The organism is Achromobacter sp. JD-1 (assembly GCF_038594925.1).
Classification (GTDB): Bacteria; Pseudomonadota; Gammaproteobacteria; order Burkholderiales; family Burkholderiaceae_B; genus Achromobacter; species Achromobacter spanius_C.
Window position 1 is genome coordinate 195,670 of the sequence record NZ_JBCGCS010000004.1, and the last position, 22,361, is coordinate 218,030.

The following is a 22,361-nucleotide window of genomic DNA, read 5'->3' on the forward strand; positions in this document are numbered from 1 at the left end:
AAGTCTGGCTAGTCTGGTTCCAGGTATTTCCGGTCTGAGCGTTGCTTCCTTGTACCGTCGTGGTGTTTCCAAAACGCTGGACTTGGTAGCTATTGCCCTTGTCGTCAAAGCAGCTCTGCATTGCATTCGTTCCGACGCAATTCGCCTGAGCAGGGCCGCCAGCAAAGGCCGCCAAAACTGAAAGACTCACAAGCACTTTTCTCATTTGGTCACACATCCGTTAAAAGTTTGCCGCAACGGGCAACCAGCGCGAGATGGCGCTGATTAGGCGGCCTTCGTACCGGTGGAGCTTTTGACATCAAGATTGCCTCGGTAAGCAATCACTTGGCCCAATACCCATTCTTCGATGCCGGCACGTTGTGCATCAGACAGTTCATAGAAGTGCTGCTTTGATATACGTGGGAAGGGCCAGTCCGACTCCAAACGCCTTTCCCTCGGCAGCGTGCCATCCGCCAACCACGCCTCGCTCACGTTTAGAAGCTGCGCCACACTGACCAAGTTGGCGCCCCTGATGTTCTTTGTTTTACCGTTCAGCCAATCGGCAACTGACGGCGGTTTGATGCCAGCGGCGCGCGCCAGTTCGACCTGCTTTACGCCGGCCGCACTCATTGCCTCACGTAGGCGTTCTGCAAGTGTCGTCATTCGGCAATCCTAATGGGAACTCCAGTAGGCATGCCTGCATTTGGAGTTAGGAGGTTCTTGACGAAAAATAAGGCATGCCTAATAATCCCGGCATGGACATCAAACACCCCGACTCCGACATCATCGACGCCCTGGGCGGTACGGCGGCTGTTGCCCGCTTGTGCAAGGTCAAAGATCCCTCCGTTTCGGACTGGCGTAAGACTGGTATTCCCGCAGCGAGACGCATGTTCCTCGAAATGGTGCGGCCAGAAGTATTCTCGGCTGCCCAGCGGGAGGCGGCGTGATGTCGATGCGGTCACTGTGGCCCGACCCAGGTCGACTTGCAACTGGGGCAGGTCAACTGATAGACGCCACCCATAAAGAACCTGCGCTGCAATACAACCTTGGTCTTACTAGGCCCGTCGAAGCACTGTTGACAGATGTAGTGATCCGGCTGCGTGAAAGCTGGGTCGCTGGTCCCGAAAAGTGCTGGCGCCGGATTTGTCTTGTATGCGAACTGGCCGGGACTGATCTCGACAAGCGAGTATCGGCCGCGCTCTGCAAGGACTTCCTTCAGTTCTCGCAATTCTCGTGTGGCTTCGAAGTTCTCATGCTGCAACGCGTTAACGGCAGCCCCGAGTTCGAAAAGGCGTTGCTGGGCATCGAGCAGCTTTTCGTTCATGGCCTGAACTATCTCCATCGCCTTGGCTTCGTCCCGTATAGACAAGGCTCCTCTGCCGAGGTCAATCGCGCCATTGATGGCGCTGACGGCACTTGTGATCAGCGAAAAATCCATGCGAGTTCCCCCAACGTAGAAATGGGCTGTGTGAGAACTCCCGATTCTACGTGGCGCGGGAACAGCAACGGGGAGGGCGACCATGCGTAAGTTCCTTTCTCGGATCATCTTCCAGCTTATCGCTCCGCACCTGGATCAATACTTGGAAGAGCGGGACCGCCTTCAAGCCCGGGAGGCGCTCCGTCGCTCGTTCCCTATGCATTCAGACGAGCAGCTCTCAGAACTGGCTCGCATGGACGTTCCTCTTGAACGTGAAGCCGCCAGTGCCGAGGCTAGTTCCCGTCCCGAATCACGCCCTCCAGTAGCGAAATCACCCTCTCGATGGAACGCGTGTGGAGCTCTTCGAGTGACTGATCGCGCTGATGCATCGGACCATACGGCAGGCGAAACGTAATGGTCTCGCCAGTTTCGAAGGTAAAGGACTTTTCGATGAACTCGGGTTGCTTTCCGAACTCGATGCGCGTCTGCATATCGCGAATTTCCATGGCCGGTTCCTTTCCCAAAGTAGGGCTGTGTGAGAGCACCCATTCTAAGGGGCTGGAGCTGGTCGCCCATTTGCGCCGCCAAGGCCTAATGCACCCCGGTAGCCGCCACTGGCGGTGGCTCCGTATCCGCGCGGTAGTCCGTCTCAAGGCACAGGCGGTCGAAGACCGCCCGCACTGTCGCCTGGTCCGCGTCGCCCACTACCGCGTCGGCGATCTCCTTGGCCAATTTCAGCAGCGCCAGCGTGGCCTGGGCGGCGCCGTCTTCCATCTTCATTCCCATCTTGCATTCCTCGGTCTGCTCATCTGGTGGAAATGTAACCGTCCGGAGTATTTGACGCATGCGACATGAATCGCACAAAACCTTGATCGCCGTCCTGCGCGATCACACCTCGGCCTGGCGCAAGTCGCTCGACTGGTCCCGGGAAACGATGGTTGAAACGATAGTGCGGGAACACGAAGCCCGCAATGGGCCCGCCGTGACCGGCATTCGATTCGAGCCGCCCACACAGGACGCATTCGCGCGGATGAAGGCCAATGCCGACCGGGTGTCGCGCTGGTTGGATGACGAGAGCAAGGAGAACAACCTCCTGCCGGCCAACTTCCTGCCGTCCGTGCTTGCGGCCATGCCACATGATCGGCGCCGGCATTGCGTCGACGATCTTTTGCGCCCGCTCAACTTGGCGGTGCGCACGCTGGCCACCGAAGGCGCCGAAACCTTGTGCGTCGGGCAGTTGGCCAACGTCCTGCGTGAGCAGGCCGAGGCAAGCGCCGCGCTTGCGGCCTTGCTCGATGGCCAGGCGACCAAGGAAGAACTGATTCAGGCCCACCGCGAAACATCGGAATCCATCGTTGCGCTGCGCCAGGCGCGAGCAACCGTGGAGCGTCAGATGGTGGCGGCGGGCATGCAGATCCCTGCCAAAGAAGCGGATCCGTCATGAGAAGCGCGCGAGAGCAGGCACGGCGCCCGTGGCCCGATATCGAGCGTGTGGTATTGCGCACGTTCTACCTTGACGCGCCCACGGCGGCGATCAGCGCCGCATTTGGCCTGCCCATGCCGCAGGTCCACGGGCAGGCGCGGAAACTCGGGTTGGCCCAATCCGCTGCATACCATCGTCCGGTCAACGAGCCCATACGTGTGGAATGTGCGCCGAGCGCCACGCCGAATCGTGACGCCTTGCCAATCAGCCTGGCTGCTGCGGTGAATATTGCGCGCCTGGCCAGCCTGCGGATGTGGGATGCCTATGCACTCCTGGAAATGAGGGATGCGGCATGACTGATACGCAGTCGACGTCCGCGCCTCTAACTCCCGCAGACTGCGACCTGCGGGACTTCCATTTCTTGCCATTAGACGTGGTGCGGTTGCGCGACAGCGATTTGGCGGTGAAAGCTGATGGCGAGGCTTTTCGTTGCGCCGTTCTGCTGTGGTGTGCAGCTTGGCACCAAGTGCCAGCAGCTAGCCTTCCCGACGATGACGAAATGCTGGCGCAGTTGGCCGGCTTCGGCCGCGTAACCAAAGAGTGGTTGCGCCATCGTGCGGGCGCCTTGCGAGGTTGGCTGAAATGCTCAGATGGACGGCTGTATCACCCGGTGGTGGCTGAGAAGGCGAACGAGGCGTGGCGCGCAAAGCTCATACAGAGATGGAAAACGGAGTGCGCGCGAGTCAAAAAGCACAACCAGCGGCACGAGACAAACTTGCCTGTCCCAGATCTGGATGAGTGGTTGTCCCTTGGTTGTCCCCAGGGACAACCAATTGGTGTCCCTGGGACAAGAAAAAATGTCCCAAGGGACAGCGGCGCCAGTCCGCCGGGACACCCCCCGGTTGTCCCTAAAGACACGCACTCCAAGGGACAGGGAGAGGGACAGGGACAGTATTTAAAAGAAAAAGAAGCAGCGGCGGCGTCTCTCGCGCACACGCCCGCGAACGATGACGACCCTGCGCCGCCGCCGCTGGACTGCGGGAAGACGCCCGAAGAGCGCGCCATGTCGGTTGCCGTTTGGCTGCGCCGCAGAGAGCAAGCCCGAGGCAAGCAGCCGCGTGGCACGAACGCCAGCGATCCACGCATCAGGGCATGGATCGACGCTGACGCCAGCGGCCTACAGCTTCTGGACGCCTACAACCAGGCCGTGCTGGACCGCGAGGCGACAGGTGACCCGGGCCCCATCACGCCCGGATTCCTGGACATCTTCGTCGCCAAGGTGCTGAACCCGCCGCAGGCAGAAAGTGCCCTCAAGGGCGTACGCCCGGCCGTGTCGAAGTCCGATCCGCTGGCCTGGCTCACCACCGCGTCAGGCCTGGAAGGGAAGGGCGCCGAGCTGGGCGTTGTGCAGGGGCAGAGCGAACCGTTCCCGTCGTTCAAGGCCAGGGTGATCGCCGCCGCGGGCCTGAGCGAAGACGACAAAGCTCGCGCCCGCGCAGACCTTGGGGTCCACATATGACCGCCACCGTCGAGTGCGTCAGCTGCGTGCTGTTCACGCTGCGCGAAGCCCCGAAATACGCCCAACTCGGCTTGGGTCGGTGCGCCGCGATGACTGACCGCCCGGGCACCTTCGTCAGCCCGCAATACCCCCGCCAGTGTCGGGACCACCAACCAGCGCCGGCGGCCAAGACGGCCGCGCGTATCGAATGGCTGTGCGACGTGCGCAGCGAGGGAGCATGATGTCGAACCAGATCACATTCACCGTGCCGGGCGTGCCGCAGGGCAAGGGCCGCGCAAAGTCCAGTTCGCGTATAGGCCGCGACGTCAAAACGGGAGCCACGCGCGTCTTCACGCGCCACTACACGCCAGAGGCGACAGTGGCCTATGAAAGCTTGGTCAAGCTGGTTGCAGCGCAGGCCATGGCCGGGCGCGAAGCCTATACCGGGCCGATACGGATGGACCTGGACATTGTCCTGCCGATTCCGCAATCTTGGTCCAGGGTGCGGCAGCGCCGCGCGATCGCGGGCGAGATCGCGCCCACCGTGAAACCGGACGGCGACAACGTCGAGAAGGCCATCAAGGACGGATGCAATGGGGTCGCATATCGCGATGACGCCCAGGTGGTCCAGGCCAGCAAGCGCAAGGTTTACGGCCTGGTGCCGGGCGTGGCAGTGGTGCTGACCGTGCTGGACATGGAACCCGCGCAGGGAGTGAAAAAAAATGCGGCGTGAAGCTGGGACCTTTGCATGTGCAGAACACGCGATCGCCGTGGCCTACCTGATGCTGGCCATGCCCATCGAGCCGAAAAACCCGACGCAGTTGATCTGCGAAGCATTGCAGGAGCGCTTTGACGTCGAGTACGAGCGCAAGGCGCTGTCGGGCCTAACGCCGCACGACTGGCATGCGCAGGCGGTGTTCACCGTCAAGGTGATGGAGCGCACGCTGGGCGAGGGGATTGGCTTTCACATCCTGCACGCGCAGTACGGCACGGGCGAAGAGGGCGCCACCAGCGCGCGCCGGGTCTCAGAGTGGCTGAATCCGGAAGCGCCTGCAGACAGCCGAGAGAGGGAGGTGACCGACATGCTGACGGCGCACATCTTGCGGGGCAGGCCGCGGCTGCGGGACATGTGCGACAGATTCGACCTGCCATATTCCGCACTGCAGCGGCCGGCGAGTGCATATCGCGTGCTGGTGGAAGGTGCGCGCCGTGCTGCGCTGAAGAGGCTCGATATCCGGATGCGGGAGGCGGACATCGTGGTGGACTTGGAAGGCGACGTGGCGCCCACCGCGCTTGACAATGTGAACTAAGACGAGCAGACCAAGAAAGCCGCTCGTGCCTAATCACCTGTCCTCTTTCAGATCCGTGGCAACGAGGTTTATGCGCCTGTCGATTTCTCGTAAATCAATCCACGAACGGCTGAAATACGTATTGCGCAGAATTTCATACCGTCGGCAGACTTCCAATAGCCGAACGTCCTCCGCGCTTTTCGTGGCTGTAGCAGTGTTGGCCCGCTCCATCAGAGACGCCACGTATTCATGGTGAGCGCTGTAGTGGGCATATAACAGGTTGGCCTCGATCATCATACCCGCGTGGGAGTTGTAAAACGCCTCCCCTCCTGGGCTGACTGTTTGAAGCGCTGCCATTGCTTGGTCTGCCTGAATTTTGCCCGTCACGAGCCTGCGGAGCATTTGCTCATCGTGCATCCTTAGGAAGATTAGAAAAACGACGATGATGGGGTCTAGGTGCCCGTTTGAGGCGGTTTGACGGACTACGAGCATCAGCCTTGATACCATGCGTTGGATCACTCGCGGCGATAGGTCAAAGTGGTGGGCGAGATTTTTTAGAATCGTCACAATCCACTCGCGATCTTCCCGCAAGATTGTGTAGTTTGATCGTGCCTTGAAAAAGGAGTCCGCGCCGCAACTCGTCAACATCGCATTGACCATGTTGCCAAGGTCTGCACGCGGCAGCCTCAGTTCAAGATCGACGAAGCGGCGCAAATACTCGGTTGCGTCCAGGTCGTCGCCGTAAACCTTACGGGTGCTCGCCTTTAGCTGTTCAAGGTCTAAGGCCAAAACGAACACCAATCCGGGCACGCTAAAAAAATGCTTGATTCTCTCGAGCATGGCGATAGCGAACGTTGGTCGGCAGCGATCGAGCTCGTCAATTACCAACACCAGAGGGGGCCATTCCTGCCCGTCGGGCGTTGAAACCCGGACATACTCAATCAGTTCTTCAAGCAAATGACGAAATTGATTGGCAGCTTTCCGCTCCTGTTTGAAATTCTCAATGAAGTCGACAGTGAGGTCCTCGCTGGCTTTTAAGGCCGCTTCGCCGGCTGCCTTGGCGATTCCTTCCGCCGTCGCTCCGATGTCCACAAAGCCGGCGGTCGCGGCCTTTACTGCTGCAATTGCCCCATGTTTCAGTATGGAGTTGCCCAGCTTCTTGAAGCGGTCGATCTTTGAAGGGTCAAGCCCGCGAGGGAACCCTTTGATCTCAAGTAGACGATCATGTAGCGCCGCTACAAGCGGCACCAGAGGGTCGGTTGCATCGTCCACCTCCCACGCATTGAAGCTCACGGTCGTAATGTTGGCGCGAGCTAGCTCGGGTTTCAGCAGCCCCAAGGTCGTGGTCTTGCCACTACCCCAGGGGGCATTTAGAGCGACCACGAACGGTTCGCGGATTGCGTTGAGGAGGTCGGTGACCGCCTCAACGAAGGGTTGCCGCTCAAGCCTGTCGTTGGCAAACGGCGCAGCGTCCGTGATTTCGATTTCGGGGGGGCGGAAACGCAACTGACTCGGTTCAAACTCTTTTTCGTCGGTCATGGCGAGCTATAGGGATGTTTGAAGGTGTTGAAAGCGGGGGCGTTCGGGTCTTGACAGGGTGAATCAGATTATGCAGAATTCGCCCAGACTCGTAGCAAGTACGACCTGAAGAAACGCCCCGGCCGAAAACCGGGGCGTTTTGCTTAGAGGAGCAGCCATCTTTCCAAGGTGGGTGCGAAGCCTGCTTTCATGGTTAGGGCAAAAAGGATGTCGCTCCAACCCAATACTAGCCAAAGCATGGCGAGGCCCGACAGGTCCCTGGAATCGCGGAACCAACGGTCATTCCTGAGGTGGTTTATACGCACCGGAATGTTGTCTTCCGCGTTAGAGCCTCGCAGATTGCGCAAGAACTGTCTTGCTCGCTGCGTATGCGCCTGTGCCGTCCAAGCGCTAGCGAGTAAGGCGTGTATGAGTGACGCAATGCAGACGACGGCGGCGGCGACAAGAAGGGCTGGGGGCACGCCTGGAACAGCAAGCAAGGTGGCTGTTGCGGCGATCCCAAGGCCAGCTCCCGTTGAGATGAACTTGATGAACGATGCGTCTGCATCCGCGGCCCGACAGGACTCCTGGTACCAAATGTCAACTGCTTGTGATTGACTAATTTCAAAGATGGGCTGACGCCGAAATTGACTAGGACGCGCGCGGCGCTCGCCAAATCGGATTGCCGCTAGGAGTGCGAATGGCGCCAGGATTTGGAGCACCAAAAGCAGAGTCAAGGGGATGTGTTTTCCTAGGACGATGCGGGGCCAATCGAGACCCTGAAGTGCTGTCCATGCATCGAGAACGAAGTTCGGTATTTCCACGTATCGACTCCGAGCAATAAGCAAAAGACGGCGACGGTCGAGCAGCTGTAACTGCTCGACCGACAGCCGACCCACGGGTTAAGGCCGTGAGCGACCCGAGGCCGTCCCACCTGTACAGGCGGGGGCAACGGTAACACATCCTCACAACCTATGGCATCCCCAATCATTCCATGGCTGGGCGGCAAGCGTCGCCTGGCCGATCGCATTTTTCCGTTTTTCCCCGCGCATGAGTGCTACGTTGAACCCTTCGCGGGCGGTGCGGCGCTTTTCTTCTTGCGGCCTACTCCGGCTAAGGTCGAGGTGCTGAATGACGTCAACGGCGAGCTGGTGAACCTTTATCGCGTGGTGCAGCACCACCTGGAAGAGTTCGTCCGGCAGTTCAAATGGGCGCTGACCAGCCGCGACGTGTTCAAGTGGCTGCAGATCACCAAGCCGGAGACGCTGACCGATATCCAACGCGCTGCGCGCTTCTTCTACCTTCAGCAGAACGCATTCGGCGGCAAGGTGGACGGGCAAACTTTCGGGACTGCAACGACAGCGCCGCCGGGCCTGAACCTGCTGCGGCTTGAAGAAAACCTGTCGATGGCGCACCTGCGCCTGGCCGGCGCCTACATCGAAAACGTGCCCTGGCAGAAGTGCCTGGAGATGTACGACCGGCCGCATACGCTCTTCTATATGGACCCGCCGTATTGGGCGACCGAAGGCTATGGAGTGCAGTTCGGGTTCGAACAGTACGAGGACATGGCGGCGCGCATGCGCAAGCTGCAGGGCCGTGCGATCGTCAGCCTAAACGATCACCCTGACATCCGCCGGGCGTTCGAAGGCTTCCACATTGAGGCCACCGACATCCGCTATACGGTGGGAGGAGGGCGCGGCGTGGAGCGGGGCGAAATCTTGATATTCAGTTGGGATGTAGCCGCGGCCCCGGCTGGACTGTTTTAGGCGTCGCAGCCTTTCGACCTAGGCCGGCCCCATCGATTCAGCAATTCCTTCACGCACATCAAGTAGGAAGGCGCTGGATTCGGGTGTCTGAATCATTGATGGGACGGCAAGTTCCAGCAGGCACGTCAACATCTCGTTGAACCACCATTTGGGATCAACGCCGACCGGTGTGACGTGCGAATAGGTGAGGTATCTGATCGCGCGCGTGGTTATGTTGGGATCTCGACCTGACATGATCACATCTGCAGCTTGCGCAGCGGCGATTCGAATGAATTCGCCTGCGAGCTCTGCTACGGCAATTTCGGGCGTGCCCTGTTCTGACCATAGGGTGCCTCTTGCCAAGTTTCGGCAGGCGGCTTGCAGTGCAGCAAGGTCAAATTCCATCGGCGTTTCTCCTTGCTGCGCGGGTTCGATCTGGACAAAGGTTTGTGTCCAGTGTGGGCTGCGTCCGTACTTGTATGCCGGCCTACCAATTCCAGCAAGTTATTGTTTTGGCCGGATGTGGGACGAGCGGTCATCGCTGGCGTTTCAGCAATGCAGATTGTCGGTGGCATAGATGTCTTTAACCAAGGCAGAACGTCCTCGACCTATGGCGGGGGAGAGCTTGGGCTTTTGTCCCGCGCCCGAGCTGCTCGCCTGGGTTGAGCGGGTCATCCTCTCCGAGGGTGGCGCGCTCTACAACCCCGATCATGCCCACCTGGTCGACGCCGATCTGGCGTTCCTGTGGGCGCCGAACGCCTTTGAGAAGGCCGGCCGCGTGGTCCTGGGCCAGGCCGAACAGGTCATGTTCCGAGCGGGCGGTTGGCAGAAGGCGCGCCAGGAGCAGCAGATGGTGGAGTGGTTCGGCCGAGTGCCGGCCTTTCTAATCACGCTGGCCGCCGACTACTGCGCCGATTGTTCCGACGCAGACTTTTGTGCGCTGGTCGAGCACGAGCTTTACCACATCGGTCAACGCCGGGACGAGTTCGGCGCGCCTGCCTTCGATAAGGAGGGCCGGCCGAAGCTGCGAATTGTCGGGCACGACGCCGAGGAATTCGTTGGCGTGGTGGCGCGGTATGGGCCGTCGTCGGACGTGCGGCGCCTGGTGGCGGCCGCTGGTGCTGCGCCGGCTGTGCCACGGCTGGATATCGCCTGGGCGTGCGGGTGCTGCCTCAAGGCGGCGTAGCCGTACCCAAATTGTGTTCCTGACTCTATGATTCTGCCAACTTATGGAGAGTCAAATGAGCGAGTTCAGCTTGTTCGTCAAAGAATTTATTGAGGCGTTTCCCAGTACATTCTGGACTGCCGTCGGCGGCTTTTTAATCTGGCTGCTTACCACTCTTTCCAACAAAATGAGCAATGCTCACGCGCGCAAAATGCAGCGCGACCAATTCAGGTTTCAAGCGGAAGAGAGGCTGCGCGAGAGGCAGTACGAGGTTAAACGCGAGGTGATTTTGCCTGCACTCGAGGCGGGAAACCAAGCCGTGGCACTCTTGGCGGAATTGTGTCGAGCCGACATCGATCCAATCAAGGTGAATGAGGGAATTGCGAACGCTGGTATCAAGATGGGCGCAGCCTCCGCTATGGGGTCGATGGACACGTGGACGAAGATCGGTAAATTTCAAATGGCGATATCGAAAGTTCAATCGGAACTTGCTTTGATGCGTGCCCCGATTGAACTGGAGAACTCGAAACTAAAGTACTCGCGGGAGCAGGCGAGTGTGGCAAATCGTGAACTGGAGGCGGCAAACGCGGATCAACGCAGGGCCCATGGCGAGAATGGTTACCGAGAGGAAGACGTCGCGCGGATTACGCGGATTTTCGAGGCTTCGAGTCTGTATTTCGAAAGCATGAATCAGCGACAAAGCGAAGCGGCGCAAAGGCTACACGATGCCATGCTTCTGTCTTTTCAGCGATTTCGCGAAGAACTGCCCGCTCTGGCTGAGCTTGCATTGCAGTGCATCGTTGCTTTGCGGACGGAGCTCGAGATCCCGTCGGATGAAGCCGCAATGTTAGCGTTGCAAGCTGAACTTCTTGCACAAAACGACAAGCTACTAGGTGATGCAGCTGACCAAGTTCGGTCATTGCGCGAAGCATCTCCTGGGACCCCATAGGTCTACTTGACCTCTCTGGCAGTACCTCCTTATGGCAAAGCTCACCGACGCCCACAAGCGCTTCATCGTCCAGGCGCTGGCCTGCTGGGATACCCCCAGCCAGGTCGCGGAGGCCGTGAAGGACGAGTTCGGCGTGGACGTACCGCGCGTGCAGGTGGCACAGTACGACCCGACCAAGGTAGCCGGCCAGAAGCTGGCCAAGAAGTGGCGGGACCTGTTCGAGGTGACACGCGATCGGTTCCGGCAGGAAGTGGCCGAGATCCCGATCGCGGACCAGGCCTTCCGGCTGCGCGCCTTGGGCAAGATCTACGAACGGCATCTGAGCCGGGGAAACGTCGTCGGCGCCGCCGCGGTCCTTGAGCAAGCTGCCAAGGAGGCCGGCGGCGCCTTCACGAACAGACGGGAGCACACGGGCGCCGGCGGCGGCCCGATAGAACAGAAAACGGTGGTGGTCGATGAAACACAAGTCGCCGCCGCCGTCGCCAAGCTCCAAGGCGACTACTGACCCTGCCGTCCTGCGCGCCACGGCCAAGGCCATGTGCGAGCAGGACCACCTGTTCTTCAGCCGGTACTTTTTCAAGCACCGCCAGGCCATCAAGTTCCGGGTCAACTGGCACCATGAACTGATCGCGGAAAAAGTGCAGGCCGTCATTGACGGTCGCATCAAGAACCTGGTCATCAACGTGCCCCCGGGTTCGTCGAAGACCGAGCTGGTCGCCATCAACTTGATGGCCCGGGGCCTTGCGCTGAACCCGCGCGCCCGGTTCCTGCACATCAGCTATTCCGACGACCTGGCGCTGCTGAATTCGCAGACGGCCAAGGAGCTGGTCCAGTCTGACGAGTTCCAGGAACTGTGGCCGCTGAAGGTGGCGGCGGACGCCAAAAGCAAGAAGCGCTGGAACATCGAGGTCGATGGCCGGAAGGCCGGCGGCGTGTACGCGGTGTCGCTGGGCGGCCAGATCACCGGCTTTCGCGCCGGGCACATGGCAGACGGCTGGCAGGGCGCCATCGTCATCGACGATCCGCTCAAGGTCGGTGACGCCTACAGCAAGCCGCGCCGCGCCAAGGCCAACCGCGACCTGATCGCCACGGTGAAAAGCCGTCGGGCAAATCCCGACACGCCGATCATCGTGATCATGCAGCGCCTGGCGCAGGAGGACGTGACCGGCTTCATTGAGGCCGGCAACCTTGGGCCGGATTGGGAACAGGTCGTCATCCCGGCGCTGATCGATGACGCTTACGTTGCCGGCCTGCCGGCTTCCGTGCAGGCGAAGATCGACAGCAGTATCCGAGACGAAAAGGGGCGTTTCAGCTACTGGCCGTACAAGGAGCCGTTGGCGGAACTGCTCGCCATGGAGGCCGGCGCGGGCGCTGATCAGGACGGCGCGCGGGTCAGCCGCTACGTGTTCTCGGCGCAGTACCAGCAGCGTCCGGCACCGCTCGGCGGCGACCTGATCAAGGGTGCGTGGTTTGGGCGCTATGTCGTGCCCCCACGGATCGTCTCGCGCAAGGTCTTCGCGGACACCGCCCAGAAGACGGCCGAGCGCAACGACTACAGCGTTTTCGAATGCTGGGGCTTGGGCGACGACGGCAAGATTTACCTGCTGGACCTGCTGCGCGGGAAATGGCAAGCGCCCGAGCTCAAGCGCCGGGCCGTGGACTTTTGGGCGAAGAACAAGCCGTTCAACCCGAAGCTGTCGGCGCCGCTGCGGCAACTGCTCATCGAGGACAAATCGAGCGGTACCGGCTTGATCCAGGACATCGGCGCCGACGGAAAGATCCCCGTCAAGGGCGTGGAGCGCGACAGGGACAAGCTCACGCGGCTCATGGACGTGCAGAGCTACATCGAGGCGGGCCTGGTGTGCATCCCGGAGGAGGCGCCTTGGGTGGCCGACTTCGTGACCGAGTGCGAGGCCTTCACGGCGGACGACACGCACGCGCATGACGACCAGGTCGATCCCTTGGTCGACGCAATCAACGACATGCTCGCCACAGCGGGCAGCAACCTAGGGCGCTTCTTGGCGCTGGCAAGCAAATGATGAACCAAGACGGCTACTTGAGCGCGGTGCTGGGTCAAGCCCTGCTTGACGCTTCGGCGGGTGGCCTCGGCACGCTGGATGATCTGGCGATGTATGCCGAAGGCGGGCTGCCGGCGCGCGTGGTGGACATGATCCCTGACACGGCGGTATCGCGTGGCGTGGAGATCACTGGCGACGACCGGGTGCGCGGCGAGCTGGACCGCCTGAAGGCGCTACCGGCGCTTGCCGACGCTTGGCGCTGGGCGCGGCTGACAGGCGGCGGCGCGATTGTCGTCGTTGCCAAAGATGGGCGCGCGCTGCGGGATCCGCTGAACCTTGAGGCCCTTGATCAGTTGCTGGAGCTGAAGGTGTTCACGCTGGATGACGTGTCGGCGACGGAGAAGCGGTATTCGGATCCGAACGAGGCCAACTTCGGCATGCCCGAGGTTTATCGAGTCCGCACGCAGACGGCAGGGGCGGTCGCGGCCGAGTTTTTCGTGCACGAATCGCGTCTGATCGAGGTGCCGGGGGATCCCTTGCCGGCAAAGATGAACCGCAAAGGGATCCCCTGGGCGGGCCGGCCAGCAGTGGCCCGGGCCTTCCGGGCCATCCGTCGATACAGCGAGGGTCTGCATTGGGCGCTGCGCCTGCTGGAGAAAAAGCAGCAGGCCGTGCACAAAATGAAGGGCTTGGCCGAAGCGATCGCGGCGGAAATGGAGGCCGCCATTCGGAAACGGGTGGAGATGGTCGACGCGGTGCGCAATGCGCTCAACGGCGTGGCGGTGGACTCCGAGGACGACTATCAGATCCTCAGTTCCGACATGGGAGGCGTCAAAGACACCCTAGCGGAATTCCAGATTGCGCTGGCCGCCGAGACGGGCATTGCTGTGACGCTGCTTTTCGGGCGTTCGGCCGCTGGTTTGAATGCTACCGGCGACGGCGATCTGGAAGGTTTCTACAACGGCGTGGCAATGGGGCGCGCCGCAAAGGTGAATCCCGCGTTGGAACGCCTGGTCTCGCTGATTCGCGCCCAGCGCACGCTAGCCGGTGGCGGTGAGGCGCAAGGCGAGGCCTGGTCGATCGCATGGCCGCCGCTGAAGCCGGCCACCGCGAAAGAAGAGGCGGAAGTCCGTAAGGCCAACGCCGAGGCCCAGGCCCGTGAGATGGACGCGCTGAGCGCTGCTGTGGACAACGGTCTTAGCCAGGACCAGGCGTTCCAGTACATGAAGCAGGAAGGACTCTATGGCCTCATCCCTGATGCCCGCGGCGAGTCGGCCACGTCGTACGCCGCGTCCACCTAAACAATGGCGCTATCCCCTGGGTGACGAGCGCGACTATCTGCGCGCGCTGCGCACTCAGGCAGAAGCCGCCATTCTGGCGGTCGAGCGGCATGTGCTGCCCGCGCTGCCGCGCGTGCTGCGCCAAGATGACTTGCGCAACACCCCGGAAGGCGACGAGGGGTGGTTTGAATCGCTGCGGCGCGCCTTCATGCAGGCGCTGGGCGCAGCAACGGTGGCGGATGGCCAGGCGGAAGGCTTGGTCAGGTTGGTGGCCCAGCGTGTCGAGAAATACAACAAGGATCAGTTTCACCGGCTGCTGCGCCGGGCCTACGGCGTGGACGTCTTCAAGTCTGAGCCGGGACTGGCCAGGCTCCTGCGGCCTTGGGAGGCAGAGAACATCGGCCTGATCAAGTCGATCCCCGAGCAGTATCTGGACACGCTGCACGGGCGCGTGGTGGCCGCCGTGCGAAATGGCACGTCGCTGCGCGATATGACCAAGCAGATCCGCGAAACCTACGACCTACCGCGCAAGCGTGCCGAATTGATCGCACGTGACCAGATCGGCAAGCTGAACAGCGACCTGACTGAATACCGACAGACCAACATTGGCGTCACGAAATACCGGTGGCGCGGGATCCTGGATGACCGCGAGCGCGATGAACACGTCGCGCGCGAAGGGCAGGAATTCGAGTGGGACAAGCCGCCGCCGGACGGCCATCCCGGCAAGCCCATTCGTTGCCGGTGTTGGGCCGAGGCGGTTTTGCCGCTCTTCGATGATCTGGACGCATTGATCGTCCATTGAGGAAAAAATCATGGTGATGCGATTTGACCGGGTGCCTCTGAAGGCGACCCGGACGGACGAGGGCTACCTGACCGACACGCCGGTGCTGACGCGAACCGGCGTTTTTGAATACCGCGACGGTGCTGGCCGCCTTCGACGCGAGTACCGGCCGCCAGAGGAGGTGTTCAACGCCGACTCGATGGCGAGTTTGCGCGGCAAGCCGATCACGGACGGTCATCCCGGAAAGGTGACGTCCAAGAACGTGCGCCAGCACATGATCGGTACTGCACTGTCCGGAGGCCGCCAGGACGCCGACGAGAACATGGTCGGGGACATCCATATCTTCGACACCGGGCCGGTCGATGCCGGCAACAAGGAACTGTCCCTGGGCTACGAGCTTGAGCTCGACGAGACGCCCGGCGTCTCGCCCGAGGGTGAGCGGTACGACGCCGTCCAGCGAAACATCCGATACAACCACCTGGCGGTGGTGAAACGCGGTCGCGCCGGCAACGCGCGGCTCAATCTTGACGCGGCAGACGCCGTAACGAAAACCGAAGAGGAAAATGACATGACCATGGTCAAAATCCGCCTCGATTCCGGCCTGTCGTATGACGCGGCTCCGGAAGTGGCGAACGAACTGGAGCGCCTGCGCGCCGAGGTGAAGACCGCCGCCGCCAAGGCGGACACCGAAGCAGCCCGCGCGGACAGCGAGAAGGCGCGTGCAGATCAGGCCGAGGCGGGCATCGCCAAGGCCCGCGAGGACGCCCACGGCGCCGCGCTGGCCCGCGTGAAGCTGGAAGCGACCGCCGCCCAGCACAAGGTCGAATTCAAGGCCGACACCGCTGACCGCGCGCTGCGCGAGGGCGTCATCAAGGCCGTTCGCGGCGATTCTTTTGACCTGACCGGCAAGACCGACGGCTATGTGGAGGCAGCATTCGACCTGGCTGTCACCGATGCCCAGGCCCGCCAGGACGCCCTGGCGCAGCAGCGGCAGCAGATGGGCGGCACCCAGAAGCCGCCCGCAGCGAAGGAGCGCGCGGACGGCGCCGATCAGCCGACTTCCGCGCGCAGCGCGCGCTCGGCCTACCTTTCCAACCTGAAAAAAGGAGGCGAATGATGCCCCCCGTTTATGACGATCGCATGGACGTTGCCTACGCCGGCATGAAGGCTGACCTGGGCTATGACGACGTCGAAACCTGCGCCGCCGCCGGCAACATCCGGCCCGGCGTGATCGTGGGCGACACCACGAATGACCGCATCGTCGCCGGTCCCGGCTCGCGTGTTCGGGGCCTGGCGCTGCACACGCACACCATTCCGCGTGAGGGCGGCTACCGCGAATTTGACGCTGTCAGCGTGCTGCGCGTGCGCCGCGGCTGGGCGCTAGTCACCTCCGGTAGTGAGGTGACCAAGGACGGCCCTGTGAAGTGCGCCGCAGATGGCTCGGTGTCGGACGACGGTGCCACGGCAGTGCCGAACGCGGTCTTTCGCTCGGGCGCCGTCGAAGTGTCCGGCGGCAAGATCGCGCTGATCGAACTGCACGCGCCGTTTGCCGTGGCGCCCACGGCCCCCTGACCGGCACCCACAATCAATTAACCCAAGGCCCCGAAAGGGGCCTTTTTCATTGGGAACACCATGGAAAAACACGAGCATTACGACGAGGCCGACCTGCCGGCCGTCAAGAAGATCGTCGTGGCGCTGGCCGGCATGCGCGAGGATGAAGGTCTTTTCACCGCGCGCCAGTTGGACTACGTCAAGACGCGCACCTATGACAAGAAGCTGCCGCCGATGATTGGCCTGCAGCTGGTGCCGATCTCCACCGAAGTGCCCGAATGGGCCGAAACCTTCACGTACTTCATGTACGACGAGGTCGGCATGGCGCAGATCGTCGCAAACTATGCTGCTGACCTGCCGCGCGCTGACGTCAAGGGCGAAGAGAAAGTCGCCCAGATCAAGAACGTCGCCGATTCCTACGGCTACAGCGTCATGGAACTGCGCGCGGCCGCGGCCAATCGCACCGAATTGCCCACGCGCAAGTCGATGGCAGCCCGCAAGGCGGTCGAAATCAAGCTGAACCAAATGGCGCTGATTGGCGACACGAAGTTCGGCCTCTATGGCCTGGTGAACCACCCGAACGTGCCGCTGGTCGTGGGGTTGCACGGTGACTGGTTGAACCCGACTACCACTGCGGATCAGATCCTGGCCGACCTGGACATGATCTACGACGCGGTGCCCAACCAGTCGAAGGATGTCCACACGCCCACGCGCTTGGTCATGCCCACCGAGCAGCGCAGCCGCATCTTTTCGCTGCGCGTGCCGGACACCAACGGCAAGACGGTGGGGCAGTTCTTCCAGGACAAGCACCCGGGTCTGCAGATCATGGGCGCGTCCGAGTTCAAGGGCGCCGGCGGCGGTGGCAAGGATCTGATACTGGCCTACGAGTACAGCGAGGAAAACCTGGCCATGGAACTGCCCATGCCGTTCAACCAGTTGGCCGCACAAGCACGCGGTTTGGAACTGGTGGTGCCCTGCCTGGCGCGCGCCGGCGGGGTGGTCGTGTACTACCCGCTCTCGATGGCGAAGGGGGAAATCTGATGTCGTACTACACCAACGCAACCAAGGCTGTCATCAATATCGGAGGCCACACTGTGATCGCCCCGACGAAGACGGCCAAGGTAGACCCGGAGATCCGTGGCGTGCAGGACCTCATCAAGCGCGGCATGCTGGTTGAAGCCGAGTCGCCGAAGGACGATCAGCCGGTGGCCAAGAAGGGCGGCAAAGCCGGCAATGACACCGGCGGCGCCAAGGAGCCGTCTACGGTCAATGAGCTGAAGGCCTGGCTGGACGAGCAGGGCGCTCAGTACGACGCCTCGGCCAACAAGGCTGAGCTGCAGGGCATCTACGAGGCCTTGAAGGCCGGCGCGGGGCAGTAGTCATGGCGGCCACGGTCGACGATCTGGACTTCCTGGCGCCGGCGGTGGCCTCCATGGCGCGCCCGGACAAGGAGCGTGCACTGGCGATGGCCGCCGAGTACCGTCCGGCGTGCCTGCCCGCCAAGAAGCAGGATGAGGCGCAGCTCTGGTACGCGGCCTGGCTGCTGTACAGCATCAAGCAGCAGCGTGCTGCAGAGGATGACGGCGTGCTGGTCAGGCCCGGCGTCGTGAGCGAGAAGGAAGGCGACCTGCAGCGCACATATGGCGAGGTCGCGGGCGCGGAAGACCCCGCAGGGTTTTACGGGCGATATGAGCGCTTGGCACGTCTCTGCAGCGTTGGCGCGGCGACCGTGAGGAGCACACCCCGTGGCTGCTAAATCTATCGATCGAGGCTTAGCCGCTCACGTGCGCTTGGCAAAGGCGATCCATGGGCGCGGCGTGAAATTCGGGATCCAGGCGAATGCCGGAAAGGATCCTGAAACGGGCGCGGACTTGCTTGATATCGCCATCATCAATGAGTTCGGTACCGAGCATATCCCTGCGCGCCCGGCTCTGCGGGATTTTGCGGAGAAGAATGGCCAAGTGTTAGGCCAGGCCATAGACCGCGCTGCCGCCGCAGTGCAGGAAGGCCGGATTACGGTGGACTCGGCGCTGGACCAGCTGGGAACCTTCGCTGAGAAGCATCAGAAGGCGCATTTCCAGCAGTCGAAGAAATGGGCGGAGCCGAACGCGCCGTCGACCGTCGCCAAGAAGGGCAGCGACGTGCCGTTGATCGACGATGGTCTGCTGGTCGGCGCCGTCCGTTACGAGAAGGTGTAGCGCATGAGCTTTCGGAAACCCCACGTGATCCGCACGCGGCTGCCGGGCCGCCGTGAGCGCGGGCACTGGATTGAGGGCGAGCCTGGCTCGGACAAGACGATCCAGGCTTCGGTACAGCCCGCCAAGACTGGCGACTACGACCAGTTGCAGGCGAACCCGGAAGGGCGTCGCATGCGCGCCGCCGTTCGGATCTACACGTCCGAGGTGCTGGATGTCGCCGGCCAGGATTGGACGAACGGCGACCGCTTGGTTTGGGGCGCCGGCCCGCTGGCGGGTGAGTACCTTGTGGTGGGCGTCGCGCCATGGCAATCGGGTGTGATTCCGCACTACCGATACCTGGCCGTGCTGCTGGCCGCCTCCGAAATGCAGTAAGCCCAAGGATTCCCGGCCGCCTGGTCCGGGGCCGGACGGGGCTAAACGTCCGGAGGACTCCCCAGGCCCGGCTGGGCATTCCAGGCTACCGGGTAGGGCAGCATCGAGTCGGCGCGCGCATAGGCGTGGGGTAGCCGATAGTCCCATCGATGCACTATCAATTTTTCGGATTGCCATGCCCCCAGAAGACGCGATTTTCGAACTGATCGAGGCCGCTGCAGGCGGTATGCCTGTGATCTTCGCAGGCGAAAACGGCTCATTGCCCACCGGACCGTACATCAGCTTGGCTGTGCGTTGGGCCAATGTCAGCGGCGCCGAGGCTGGGCGGGTGGACGATGAGGGCGCCCAGCCAGTGCACCACCACGCCGACGCCGTCGTCGAGCTGCAGAGCTTTCGCGCCGCAGCGTATGACGCGCTGGACGAACTGGTGCTGAAACTTCGGCATCCCGTCTACGAGGATCGGGCCGAGGCGTTGGGCCTTGCCTTGTTTGAGATCGGGCGCTTGCAGAACGTTCCAATTCTGCGCGACACCGTGCGCTTTGAGCGGCGTGGCCTTCTGGAACTTGGAATCCGATACGCCCGCGTCCATTCCGAGTTCGTCGGCATCATCGAAACCGTCACCGGCACGGTGACAACTTTCGGTGGACCGTAGCCGGCCATCGAACCCCCTTTCCCGCGACTGTCGTGCCCGCGCCATAGCGGCTGCGACGCGCAATCGCCATCTGGCCGCCTCCTGGGCGGCTTTTTTTATTGGAGCCGCACATGGCCAAACTCAATAGGATCGTCAACGTGGCGATCTCCCTAAACACCACGGCGATCAAAGAGCAGAGCTTTTCTGACCTTCTCGTCCTGGGTGCCCACGCGATGAGCGTGAATCGCATCATGGTGGTGACCGAGCCTGGTGAATTGCTGGACCTGGGGATTGCCTCGAACGATCCGCTGTATGTGGCGGTGCGCGACGCCTTTAAGCAGATCCCCACGGTGACCCGCGTCTTCGTCGGCCGTCGGCAGGTGGACACGTCCCGGCTTACCGTCACGGCCGCTTCGCCATCGGATTATTCGGTCACGTTGACCTGGCGCGATGAGACGGGCGAAATCAAGATAGCGCAGGCGGCGGCTTCGGGCGACGCCAGCAGCACGCCTCAGACCATCGCGACTGCGCTGGTGGCCGCGGTGACCGCTGCCAATGCGCCGGTCACGGCGGTCGCGGTGGGCGCGGAAGTATCTATCACCGCAAACCAAACCGGCCAGGCGGTTGGGGTATCGGTTAAAGGAAACCTGCAGTTGGCGGCACCGGCAAGCACTGAAACGCCGTCCGCAGCTTTGAATGCATGCCTGCGTGAAAGCGCGGACTGGTACGGCGTGGCGCTGGCCAGCCGCGTCGAGGCGGACGTGCTGGACGCCGCGGACTGGGTCGAGTCGAACGAGCGATTGTTTGGCGTTTCCAGCGACCAGGCCGGCATCATCGACGCCGCCGTGTCCAACGACATCGCCTCCAAGTGCCAGCAGAAGCAGTACTTCCGAACGCACGTCTGGTACCACGGTCAGGCGGGCACGGAAGCCCTTGAAGCGGCGATCGCGGCCAATCGCTTTACCTATTACCCCGGTGGTGAAACGTGGGCGAACGCGCGGCTGGCGGGCGTCACCTATGACAACTTGGCCGAGGGCCAAGCGCTGGCTGCGCACGCCAAGAATGCCAACACCTTCGAGCAGATGCGCAATTTCGCGGTGACGCAGAACGGAAAGGTCGCGGCGGGCGAGTGGATCGACGTGATCCGCGGGCGTGACTGGCTGGCCGAGCAGGTCAAGATCAACGTTGCTTCCCAGTTGATCAACGCCGACGGCAAGGTGCCGTACACCGACGCCGGCATCCTGGTCATTGTCAACGGCATCCGGCAGGCGCTGATGCTGGGCCAGGCCCGGGGGCTGATCGCCCCGGACGAAATCGATGACGCCGGCCGGAAGATTCCGGGCTTCGTCATTACCGTGCCGCGCGCGGCCAGCATTTCGTCGAACGACAAAGCGAACCGCATCTTGCGCGACCTGAAGTTCACGGCGCGCCTCGCGGGTGCCATCCACGTTGCCGAAATCAAAGGCAACCTGACCTATCAACAACTGTAATCGGGGTGCAAAAGCATGTCCGTTAAAACTTACGCACCGAATCAGGTGAAGATCGTCATGGGCGCGCTGCCCCTGTCGGGCCTGGCCGAAGACACCTTTGTGACGGTGGCTGAAATCGGCGAGGGCATTTCGTCCGTCGCTGGCGTCGATGGCGAGGTGGCCCGTTCCATGTCGCGGGATTCCCGCCTGCGCATCACCGTCACGCTGATGCAAACCAGCGCCAGCAATGCGGCGCTGACCGCACTCCACCAGGCCGACAAATCGACCGATGGCAACGGCGCCGTGCCGGTGGCTATTACCGATCTGCGCGGCACCTCGCTTCACGCATCGGATTCCGCCTGGATTGTGAAGACGCCGGACGCGGGCTACGGCCCCAAGGTGGGCACGCGCGAGTGGACCATCGAAACTGGGCCGGCAATCAACGTTGTGGGGGGTAACACCTGATGAGCGCCATCAAAGAAGTCACGATCGGGACCACTATCTTTCGCATTTCCCGATTCGACCCGTTTCGCCAGTTGAAGCTGCTGGGCGACCTTCAGAAGGAAGTCCTGCCGGCCGCCGGGTCGATGATGGCCGCCGTGTTTGGCGGCGAGGGCGAGGCGCAAGCCAAGGACGAGCAGGCGATGCTGCAAGCATTCCGCGACCTGTCCGCCCGGCTCGGTGGCGATGCCCTAGCGGGTTGGGCCGATCGGCTGATAGACGCCGAGCTGGTCACGTTCGAATTGGCCGGCCGCGATCCGCAGAAGCTGACGGCCGCCCATCGGGGCATGGCGTTTTCCGATTTTTCGGAAATCCTGGAGCTGCTCTTTCACGTCCTTGAGCACAACTTCGCCGGCCCTTTGGTGCGCTGGGCCGGCCGCTTTGGTCCGGCCCGCGAGACGCTGGCGAAGCTGTCGGCCGGTTCGAACCAGGCTTCGAACGAGAGCTAATCATCTGGCGGCCCATTCTGGCCCGCCTTGTCAGCCTGGACGCCGTTAAGCGCGGCGACATAGATCTGCTGGACATCCTGAAGCTGAACGCTCTGATGGATGCCCAGGAGGCCGCTCAGGCGGCGGCG

General features: G+C 62.0%; 31 protein-coding genes. 25 read left to right on the forward strand and 6 right to left on the reverse strand.

The features are described 5' to 3' along the window. Nucleotides 1–264 precede the first annotated feature (264 nt). Entirely contained in the window at nucleotides 265–642 is a 378-nt protein-coding gene (locus WBR68_RS08640; RefSeq protein WP_230693946.1) for a helix-turn-helix domain-containing protein, read from the reverse strand. 74 nt (nucleotides 643–716) lie between these two features. Between WBR68_RS08640 and WBR68_RS08645 the strand changes: the two genes are divergently transcribed. After that, nucleotides 717–926, forward strand: a complete 210-nt coding sequence (locus tag WBR68_RS08645) for a helix-turn-helix domain-containing protein (protein WP_230693947.1) — start codon at nucleotides 717–719, stop codon at nucleotides 924–926. 11 nt (nucleotides 927–937) lie between these two features. Here the strand turns inward: WBR68_RS08645 and WBR68_RS08650 are convergent, their stop codons facing one another. The 3 genes from WBR68_RS08650 to WBR68_RS08660 form a co-directional block, all read right to left on the reverse strand. Next, nucleotides 938–1,417 carry a hypothetical protein gene (locus tag WBR68_RS08650; RefSeq protein WP_230693948.1) on the reverse strand — a complete coding sequence of 160 codons (480 nt, stop codon included), beginning with the start codon at nucleotides 1,415–1,417 and terminating at the stop codon, nucleotides 938–940. Between the two features lie 272 nt (nucleotides 1,418–1,689). Beyond that, the gene (locus tag WBR68_RS08655; RefSeq protein WP_230693949.1) at nucleotides 1,690–1,902 is read right to left on the reverse strand and encodes a hypothetical protein; all 213 of its coding nucleotides are present in this window, start codon (nucleotides 1,900–1,902) and stop codon (nucleotides 1,690–1,692) included. An 85-nt stretch (nucleotides 1,903–1,987) separates the two neighbouring features. Beyond that, a complete protein-coding gene (locus WBR68_RS08660) occupies nucleotides 1,988–2,182 on the reverse strand; it encodes a hypothetical protein (RefSeq protein WP_230693950.1) in 195 nt (64 codons plus the stop codon). An 82-nt stretch (nucleotides 2,183–2,264) separates the two neighbouring features. On the opposite strand from WBR68_RS08660, the gene WBR68_RS08665 reads away from it, so the two are divergent. From WBR68_RS08665 to WBR68_RS08690, 6 genes are all read left to right on the forward strand, one after another. Beyond that, complete coding sequence (locus tag WBR68_RS08665; protein ID WP_230693951.1) at nucleotides 2,265–2,840, forward strand: hypothetical protein; 576 nt, start codon at nucleotides 2,265–2,267, stop codon at nucleotides 2,838–2,840. Next, nucleotides 2,837–3,175 (forward strand): hypothetical protein, encoded by a 339-nt coding sequence (locus tag WBR68_RS08670; protein WP_230693952.1) that lies wholly within the window; start codon nucleotides 2,837–2,839, stop codon nucleotides 3,173–3,175. Before WBR68_RS08665 ends, WBR68_RS08670 begins: the two co-directional genes overlap by 4 nt. A gap of 707 nt (nucleotides 3,176–3,882) precedes the next feature. Next, nucleotides 3,883–4,338, forward strand: coding sequence for a hypothetical protein (locus tag WBR68_RS08675; RefSeq protein ID WP_230694065.1), 456 nt, complete (start codon nucleotides 3,883–3,885; stop codon nucleotides 4,336–4,338). Further along, nucleotides 4,335–4,559 carry a hypothetical protein gene (locus WBR68_RS08680; protein ID WP_230693953.1) on the forward strand — a complete coding sequence of 75 codons (225 nt, stop codon included), beginning with the start codon at nucleotides 4,335–4,337 and terminating at the stop codon, nucleotides 4,557–4,559. Before WBR68_RS08675 ends, WBR68_RS08680 begins: the two co-directional genes overlap by 4 nt. Beyond that, the gene (locus WBR68_RS08685) at nucleotides 4,556–5,050 is read left to right on the forward strand and encodes a RusA family crossover junction endodeoxyribonuclease (RefSeq protein WP_230693954.1); all 495 of its coding nucleotides are present in this window, start codon (nucleotides 4,556–4,558) and stop codon (nucleotides 5,048–5,050) included. The genes WBR68_RS08680 and WBR68_RS08685 overlap by 4 nt, the downstream gene beginning before the upstream one ends. A 37-nt stretch (nucleotides 5,051–5,087) precedes the next feature. Then, nucleotides 5,088–5,627, forward strand: a complete 540-nt coding sequence (locus WBR68_RS08690) for a hypothetical protein (RefSeq protein WP_230693955.1) — start codon at nucleotides 5,088–5,090, stop codon at nucleotides 5,625–5,627. Between the two features lie 33 nt (nucleotides 5,628–5,660). Here the strand turns inward: WBR68_RS08690 and WBR68_RS08695 are convergent, their stop codons facing one another. Further along, entirely contained in the window at nucleotides 5,661–7,145 is a 1,485-nt protein-coding gene (locus tag WBR68_RS08695; RefSeq protein ID WP_230693956.1) for a KAP family P-loop NTPase fold protein, read from the reverse strand. A gap of 953 nt (nucleotides 7,146–8,098) precedes the next feature. On the opposite strand from WBR68_RS08695, the gene WBR68_RS08700 reads away from it, so the two are divergent. Continuing rightward, nucleotides 8,099–8,890, forward strand: a complete 792-nt coding sequence (locus WBR68_RS08700; RefSeq protein ID WP_230693957.1) for a DNA adenine methylase — start codon at nucleotides 8,099–8,101, stop codon at nucleotides 8,888–8,890. 18 nt (nucleotides 8,891–8,908) lie between these two features. On the opposite strand, the gene WBR68_RS08705 is transcribed toward WBR68_RS08700, so the two are convergent. After that, a complete protein-coding gene (locus tag WBR68_RS08705; RefSeq protein WP_230693958.1) occupies nucleotides 8,909–9,274 on the reverse strand; it encodes a hypothetical protein in 366 nt (121 codons plus the stop codon). A 172-nt stretch (nucleotides 9,275–9,446) separates the two neighbouring features. Here WBR68_RS08705 and WBR68_RS08710 point away from each other — a divergent pair, with 172 nt between their 5' ends. The 17 genes from WBR68_RS08710 to WBR68_RS08790 all read left to right on the forward strand — a co-directional run bounded on the left by WBR68_RS08710 (nucleotide 9,447) and on the right by WBR68_RS08790 (nucleotide 22,233). Next, on the forward strand, nucleotides 9,447–10,055 hold the full coding sequence (locus WBR68_RS08710; RefSeq protein ID WP_230693959.1) for a putative metallopeptidase: 609 nt from the start codon (nucleotides 9,447–9,449) through the stop codon (nucleotides 10,053–10,055). A 55-nt stretch (nucleotides 10,056–10,110) separates the two neighbouring features. Beyond that, complete coding sequence (locus WBR68_RS08715) at nucleotides 10,111–10,983, forward strand: hypothetical protein (RefSeq protein WP_230693960.1); 873 nt, start codon at nucleotides 10,111–10,113, stop codon at nucleotides 10,981–10,983. A 31-nt stretch (nucleotides 10,984–11,014) separates the two neighbouring features. Next, complete coding sequence (locus WBR68_RS08720) at nucleotides 11,015–11,488, forward strand: DUF2280 domain-containing protein (RefSeq protein WP_230693961.1); 474 nt, start codon at nucleotides 11,015–11,017, stop codon at nucleotides 11,486–11,488. Beyond that, nucleotides 11,439–13,022 (forward strand): phage terminase large subunit, encoded by a 1,584-nt coding sequence (gene terL, locus WBR68_RS08725; RefSeq protein ID WP_230693962.1) that lies wholly within the window; start codon nucleotides 11,439–11,441, stop codon nucleotides 13,020–13,022. The genes WBR68_RS08720 and terL overlap by 50 nt, the downstream gene beginning before the upstream one ends. Further along, a complete protein-coding gene (locus tag WBR68_RS08730) occupies nucleotides 13,019–14,302 on the forward strand; it encodes a phage portal protein (protein WP_230693963.1) in 1,284 nt (427 codons plus the stop codon). The genes terL and WBR68_RS08730 overlap by 4 nt, the downstream gene beginning before the upstream one ends. Continuing rightward, entirely contained in the window at nucleotides 14,244–15,083 is an 840-nt protein-coding gene (locus tag WBR68_RS08735; protein WP_230693964.1) for a phage head morphogenesis protein, read from the forward strand. Before WBR68_RS08730 ends, WBR68_RS08735 begins: the two co-directional genes overlap by 59 nt. Nucleotides 15,084–15,093: 10 nt before the next feature. After that, a complete protein-coding gene (locus tag WBR68_RS08740; RefSeq protein ID WP_230693965.1) occupies nucleotides 15,094–16,179 on the forward strand; it encodes a DUF2213 domain-containing protein in 1,086 nt (361 codons plus the stop codon). Next, nucleotides 16,176–16,634: a structural cement protein Gp24 gene (locus WBR68_RS08745; RefSeq protein WP_230693966.1), complete on the forward strand. Its 459-nt coding sequence runs from the start codon at nucleotides 16,176–16,178 to the stop codon at nucleotides 16,632–16,634. The genes WBR68_RS08740 and WBR68_RS08745 overlap by 4 nt, the downstream gene beginning before the upstream one ends. A 60-nt stretch (nucleotides 16,635–16,694) precedes the next feature. Then, nucleotides 16,695–17,654 (forward strand): DUF2184 domain-containing protein, encoded by a 960-nt coding sequence (locus tag WBR68_RS08750; RefSeq protein WP_230693967.1) that lies wholly within the window; start codon nucleotides 16,695–16,697, stop codon nucleotides 17,652–17,654. After that, nucleotides 17,654–17,992 (forward strand): hypothetical protein, encoded by a 339-nt coding sequence (locus WBR68_RS08755; protein ID WP_230693968.1) that lies wholly within the window; start codon nucleotides 17,654–17,656, stop codon nucleotides 17,990–17,992. The genes WBR68_RS08750 and WBR68_RS08755 overlap by 1 nt, the downstream gene beginning before the upstream one ends. A 2-nt stretch (nucleotides 17,993–17,994) precedes the next feature. Next, complete coding sequence (locus WBR68_RS08760) at nucleotides 17,995–18,369, forward strand: DUF4054 domain-containing protein (protein ID WP_230693969.1); 375 nt, start codon at nucleotides 17,995–17,997, stop codon at nucleotides 18,367–18,369. Continuing rightward, nucleotides 18,359–18,811, forward strand: a complete 453-nt coding sequence (locus WBR68_RS08765) for a hypothetical protein (protein ID WP_230693970.1) — start codon at nucleotides 18,359–18,361, stop codon at nucleotides 18,809–18,811. The genes WBR68_RS08760 and WBR68_RS08765 overlap by 11 nt, the downstream gene beginning before the upstream one ends. Before the next feature lie 3 nt (nucleotides 18,812–18,814). Then, nucleotides 18,815–19,183, forward strand: a complete 369-nt coding sequence (locus WBR68_RS08770; protein WP_230693971.1) for a hypothetical protein — start codon at nucleotides 18,815–18,817, stop codon at nucleotides 19,181–19,183. Between the two features lie 175 nt (nucleotides 19,184–19,358). After that, nucleotides 19,359–19,835 carry a phage neck terminator protein gene (locus WBR68_RS08775; protein ID WP_230693972.1) on the forward strand — a complete coding sequence of 159 codons (477 nt, stop codon included), beginning with the start codon at nucleotides 19,359–19,361 and terminating at the stop codon, nucleotides 19,833–19,835. 98 nt (nucleotides 19,836–19,933) lie between these two features. After that, a complete protein-coding gene (locus tag WBR68_RS08780) occupies nucleotides 19,934–21,304 on the forward strand; it encodes a DUF3383 family protein (RefSeq protein WP_230693973.1) in 1,371 nt (456 codons plus the stop codon). Nucleotides 21,305–21,319: 15 nt separating this feature from the next. Beyond that, nucleotides 21,320–21,748 carry a phage structural protein gene (locus tag WBR68_RS08785; RefSeq protein ID WP_230693974.1) on the forward strand — a complete coding sequence of 143 codons (429 nt, stop codon included), beginning with the start codon at nucleotides 21,320–21,322 and terminating at the stop codon, nucleotides 21,746–21,748. Next, on the forward strand, nucleotides 21,748–22,233 hold the full coding sequence (locus WBR68_RS08790; RefSeq protein WP_230693975.1) for a phage tail assembly chaperone: 486 nt from the start codon (nucleotides 21,748–21,750) through the stop codon (nucleotides 22,231–22,233). The genes WBR68_RS08785 and WBR68_RS08790 overlap by 1 nt, the downstream gene beginning before the upstream one ends. Nucleotides 22,234–22,361 lie beyond the last annotated feature (128 nt).

Excerpts from the sequence above, each read along its gene's own strand:
- WBR68_RS08720 (WP_230693961.1), top strand. The coding sequence starts at position 11,015 with ATGGCAAAGCTCACCGACGCCCACAAGCGCTTCATCGTCCAGGCGCTG.
- WBR68_RS08770 (WP_230693971.1), top strand. The coding sequence starts at position 18,815 with ATGAGCTTTCGGAAACCCCACGTGATCCGCACGCGGCTGCCGGGCCGC.
- WBR68_RS08745 (WP_230693966.1), top strand. The coding sequence starts at position 16,176 with ATGATGCCCCCCGTTTATGACGATCGCATGGACGTTGCCTACGCCGGC.
- WBR68_RS08730 (WP_230693963.1), top strand. The coding sequence starts at position 13,019 with ATGATGAACCAAGACGGCTACTTGAGCGCGGTGCTGGGTCAAGCCCTG.
- WBR68_RS08740 (WP_230693965.1), top strand. The coding sequence starts at position 15,094 with ATGGTGATGCGATTTGACCGGGTGCCTCTGAAGGCGACCCGGACGGAC.
- WBR68_RS08695 (WP_230693956.1), bottom strand. The coding sequence starts at position 7,145 with ATGACCGACGAAAAAGAGTTTGAACCGAGTCAGTTGCGTTTCCGCCCC.
- WBR68_RS08660 (WP_230693950.1), bottom strand. The coding sequence starts at position 2,182 with ATGGGAATGAAGATGGAAGACGGCGCCGCCCAGGCCACGCTGGCGCTG.
- WBR68_RS08670 (WP_230693952.1), top strand. The coding sequence starts at position 2,837 with ATGAGAAGCGCGCGAGAGCAGGCACGGCGCCCGTGGCCCGATATCGAG.
- WBR68_RS08645 (WP_230693947.1), top strand. The coding sequence starts at position 717 with ATGCCTAATAATCCCGGCATGGACATCAAACACCCCGACTCCGACATC.
- WBR68_RS08710 (WP_230693959.1), top strand. The coding sequence starts at position 9,447 with ATGTCTTTAACCAAGGCAGAACGTCCTCGACCTATGGCGGGGGAGAGC.
- WBR68_RS08650 (WP_230693948.1), bottom strand. The coding sequence starts at position 1,417 with ATGGATTTTTCGCTGATCACAAGTGCCGTCAGCGCCATCAATGGCGCG.
- terL (WP_230693962.1), top strand. The coding sequence starts at position 11,439 with ATGAAACACAAGTCGCCGCCGCCGTCGCCAAGCTCCAAGGCGACTACT.
- WBR68_RS08785 (WP_230693974.1), top strand. The coding sequence starts at position 21,320 with ATGTCCGTTAAAACTTACGCACCGAATCAGGTGAAGATCGTCATGGGC.
- WBR68_RS08685 (WP_230693954.1), top strand. The coding sequence starts at position 4,556 with ATGATGTCGAACCAGATCACATTCACCGTGCCGGGCGTGCCGCAGGGC.
- WBR68_RS08775 (WP_230693972.1), top strand. The coding sequence starts at position 19,359 with ATGCCCCCAGAAGACGCGATTTTCGAACTGATCGAGGCCGCTGCAGGC.
- WBR68_RS08715 (WP_230693960.1), top strand. The coding sequence starts at position 10,111 with ATGAGCGAGTTCAGCTTGTTCGTCAAAGAATTTATTGAGGCGTTTCCC.
- WBR68_RS08790 (WP_230693975.1), top strand. The coding sequence starts at position 21,748 with ATGAGCGCCATCAAAGAAGTCACGATCGGGACCACTATCTTTCGCATT.
- WBR68_RS08760 (WP_230693969.1), top strand. The coding sequence starts at position 17,995 with ATGGCGGCCACGGTCGACGATCTGGACTTCCTGGCGCCGGCGGTGGCC.
- WBR68_RS08735 (WP_230693964.1), top strand. The coding sequence starts at position 14,244 with ATGGCCTCATCCCTGATGCCCGCGGCGAGTCGGCCACGTCGTACGCCG.
- WBR68_RS08750 (WP_230693967.1), top strand. The coding sequence starts at position 16,695 with ATGGAAAAACACGAGCATTACGACGAGGCCGACCTGCCGGCCGTCAAG.
- WBR68_RS08655 (WP_230693949.1), bottom strand. The coding sequence starts at position 1,902 with ATGGAAATTCGCGATATGCAGACGCGCATCGAGTTCGGAAAGCAACCC.
- WBR68_RS08640 (WP_230693946.1), bottom strand. The coding sequence starts at position 642 with ATGACGACACTTGCAGAACGCCTACGTGAGGCAATGAGTGCGGCCGGC.
- WBR68_RS08700 (WP_230693957.1), top strand. The coding sequence starts at position 8,099 with ATGGCATCCCCAATCATTCCATGGCTGGGCGGCAAGCGTCGCCTGGCC.
- WBR68_RS08680 (WP_230693953.1), top strand. The coding sequence starts at position 4,335 with ATGACCGCCACCGTCGAGTGCGTCAGCTGCGTGCTGTTCACGCTGCGC.
- WBR68_RS08755 (WP_230693968.1), top strand. The coding sequence starts at position 17,654 with ATGTCGTACTACACCAACGCAACCAAGGCTGTCATCAATATCGGAGGC.
- WBR68_RS08675 (WP_230694065.1), top strand. The coding sequence starts at position 3,883 with ATGTCGGTTGCCGTTTGGCTGCGCCGCAGAGAGCAAGCCCGAGGCAAG.
- WBR68_RS08705 (WP_230693958.1), bottom strand. The coding sequence starts at position 9,274 with ATGGAATTTGACCTTGCTGCACTGCAAGCCGCCTGCCGAAACTTGGCA.